We start from the raw sequence: 3,343 nt of genomic DNA, 5'->3' as shown, positions 1-3,343 counted from the left end.
CATGCAATCCCTGCAGGCCCTGGTGCGCGGCAGCCCGCCGCCGCTGGCAGTGCCCGGTGCGGGGCATTTCGTGCCGGAGCAGGGCGCCGAAATCGCCGCGCGGGCTGTGGAATACTTCCGACCCTAGCGCGCCGGCCGCACCGGCGCACACACCGCATCCACCGGAGCAGGCCCGCGCGGCCTGAATGCCTTGTCCCTTGCATCCCATGACGACCACGCCCATTGCGGCCACGACCACGGCCCCCGGCACATCTACATCTACTCGCCCTCCGGCGCGGTGCGCGACAAGGCGGCGTTCAAGCGCGGCATCGCCCGCCTGAAGGCCCTGGGGCACGAGGTCGAGGTGGATGCCGATGCCCTGGCCACGCACACGCGCTTCGCGGGCGACGACGCCACCCGGCTGGCGGCCATCCACCGCGCGGCGGCCAGCGGCGCCGACCTGGCCCTGATCTCGCGCGGCGGCTATGGCATCACCCGCATCCTGCCGGGCATCCGCTACAAGGCGGTGGCCAAGGCGGTTGCGGGGGGCACGCGCTTCGTCGGCGTGAGCGATTTCACGGCGTTCCAGAACGCACTGCTGGCCAAGACCGGCGCCATCACCTGGGCTGGCCCCTCGCTGTGCGGAGACCTAGGCCCGGAAGGCGAGCCCGACGACATCGTGCTGGCCTGCCTGGACGACCTGCTCACCGGCCACGGCGAGGGCAGCGGCTGGCGCATGAACGCCGAAAAGCCCAGCGCCGCCGGCCAGCCCGCGGTGCGCGACGTCTACCTGAAAAGCGCGCAGCTGTGGGGCGGCAACCTCGCCGTGCTGGCCGGGCTGGTGGGCACGCCCTACCTGCCGGCGGTGCGCGGCGGCATCCTCTTCATCGAGGACGTGAACGAGCATCCCTACCGCGTGGAGCGCCTGCTCACGCAATTGCTGCATGCGGGCGTGCTGGCGCAGCAAAAGGCCGTGATCCTGGGCCAGTTCACCGGCTACAAGCTCGCACCGCACGACAAGGGATTCAAGCTGCAGAGCGTGGTGGACTGGCTGCGCACGCAGATCAAGGCGCCGGTGCTGACCAACCTGCCTTACGGCCATGTCGCCACCAAGGTGCTGCTGCCCGTGGGCGCCACGGTGTCGCTGTCGGTCGAGGGGCGCGACGCGCTGCTGTACTGGGGCCACACCCACTGAGGAACGTGGGCGGGGCCACCTTCCATGCCCCGCTGCAGGCCGCCCGAGCCGGCCCCATAATTTGCATTCCGTTTCCATTCTTTCCCCTCCGTGCCTCGTCTGTTCGCGTGTTGCGTGCACGCATCCCTGATCTTTGAAGGCCCTGGCGCCACCACGCGGCCAGGCGCTCGCCGGAAGGCCGCGCCATGACGGGCGGCGCGGTGCACACCGTCGTGTTCGCCGACATCGCGGGCAGCACCGCCCTGTTCGAGGCTGTGGGCAACGCACGTGCGACCGCCGCCGTGACCCAGCTGACCGACTGGATCGGCGAGACCGTCACCACCCATGGCGGCCGCGTGGTCAAGACGCTGGGCGACGGCGTGCTCGGCGTGTTCGAGGACGGCGCGGCCGGCGTGGCCGCCATGGCCGCGATGATGCGCAGCCACCACCACCGCATGCACGCCTGGCCGCGAGAACTGCGCCTCGACCTGCGGGCGGGCCTGGCCAGTGGCGAGATCGTGCAGGTGGACGGCGATTGCTACGGCGACGCGGTCAACGTGGCCGCCCGGTTGTCCGAGCGTGCAGGCCCGCGCGAGATTTGGGCCACCGAAAGCACCGTGGAGCAGGCGGGAGCGGTGGACGGCACCTGGTTCGTGCGCCTGGGCGCCATGGACCTGCGCGGGCGGTCCGAGCCCATCGTCATGTACCAGGTCGAATGGCGCGATGGCGAGGAGGGCGATTCGGTCACCATGCAGGCGGCGCTGCCCAGCGCGGTGATGCCGCTCGATTCCGGCAGCGCCTGCCTGGAACTGTCCTGGGGCGGCGCGCACCGCGCCTTCCTGTCCACGCAAACGCCCGTGCACCTGGGCCGCGCCACGCAGGCCCAGGTGCATGTGGGCGACCCCCGGGTCTCGCGCCTGCATGCCCGCATCGACTGGCGCAACGGCACCTTCGTGCTCACCGACCTCAGCAGCTTCGGCACCTGGGTGCACTTCGGGGGGGGCAGCACCGTCGTCAACCTGCGCCGCGACGCCTGCCTGCTGCATGGCACGGGGGTGATCGCCCTCGGGGTGCCGCTGGGCAAGGTGGCCGGCGGGCCGACGGTGGGCTTTCGCGTGTCGGGCGGCACCGTGCTGCCGCACTGACGCGGCAGCGCCGGGATCTTTCCATCTGCCTGCCCGTGGGGCAGGCCCAGCACCCAAACCAAAGCGAGTTGCCCCATGCACCATGCCCCATTGATCGAACTCACCCGTGGCGGCATTCCTGAAAGCCTGCATGCCGGCTCGGTGGCCGTGGTGGACCGGCAGGGCCGGCTGCTCGCGCAGGTGGGCGACCCATGCGCGCGGGTGTTCACCCGCTCCACCATCAAGGCCTTCCAGGCCCTGCCGCTGCTGCGGTCCGGGGGCGTGCACGCCCTCGCCTGGGGCGAGCGCGAACTGGCCTTGCTGTGCGCCAGCCACAACGGCGAAGCGCAGCACGTGCAGGTGGTGCAGGGCATGCTCGACAGCGTGGGCCAGGCCCACACCGTGCTGCGCTGCGGCTGCCACGTGCCGCTGTTCGCGGCGCTCGGGCTGGGCACGCTGGCGCCCGGCGCCGTGCACGACGAGCGCCACCACAACTGCAGCGGCAAGCATGCGGGGTTCGTTGCGTACTGCGTGCAGCAGGGCCTCTCCTTGCCCGACTACACCGACCCCACGCACCCGCTGCAGACCCAGGTGCGCGAGCAGGTCGCCAGCGCCGTAGGGCTCGCACCCGAAGAGCTGGCCATGGGCGTCGACGGCTGCTCGGCGCCCAACTACGCCATGCCGCTGGCGCACCTGGCGCGGGGCTACGCCCGGCTGGCCGGCGAAGCCCCGCAGGACAGCGACCTGGGCCCGCACCTGGCGGCGCTGGCCGATGCCATGGTGGCGTTTCCTGTGCTGGGCTCGGGCACGGGGCGGCACGATGCCGACTTCATGCGGGCCGGCGGGGGCGACTGGGTGTCCAAGACGGGCGCCGATGGCGTGCAGGTGCTGGGCAGCCGCAGCCGGGGCGAGGCCTTCGCGCTCAAGGTCATGGACGGCAACATGAACGCGCAGATCGCCGCCGCCGTCGAGGTGCTGGACCAGCTGGGCTGGATGAATGACGCCCAGCGCGCCGCGTTGGCGCCCTGGCGTGCCGCGCCGCTGCTGAGGCGCGCGGGGCGTGCCC

Annotated in this window: 3 protein-coding genes; all 3 read left to right on the top strand. The window is 71.9% G+C overall.

Annotated features, from left to right (window positions below):
- The first annotated feature begins 190 nt into the window (after positions 1-190).
- A complete protein-coding gene (locus AC27KI_RS21230) occupies positions 191-1,174 on the top strand; it encodes an LD-carboxypeptidase (RefSeq protein WP_487090515.1) in 984 nt (327 codons plus the stop codon).
- Positions 1,175-1,359: 185 nt separating this feature from the next.
- Complete coding sequence (locus AC27KI_RS21225) at positions 1,360-2,298, top strand: adenylate/guanylate cyclase domain-containing protein (protein ID WP_284431236.1); 939 nt, start codon at positions 1,360-1,362, stop codon at positions 2,296-2,298.
- A gap of 75 nt (positions 2,299-2,373) precedes the next feature.
- A partial coding sequence (locus AC27KI_RS21220; RefSeq protein WP_487115688.1) for an asparaginase occupies positions 2,374-3,343 on the top strand: 970 nt, incomplete at its 3' end.

The sequence above is a fragment of the Acidovorax sp. KPB24-03 genome (genome assembly GCF_057546605.1).
Note: the sequence above shows the minus strand (reverse complement) of the source record. Positions and strands in the feature narration are given on the sequence as shown.

Excerpts from the sequence above, each read along its gene's own strand:
- AC27KI_RS21225 (WP_284431236.1), top strand. The coding sequence starts at position 1,360 with ATGACGGGCGGCGCGGTGCACACCGTCGTGTTCGCCGACATCGCGGGC.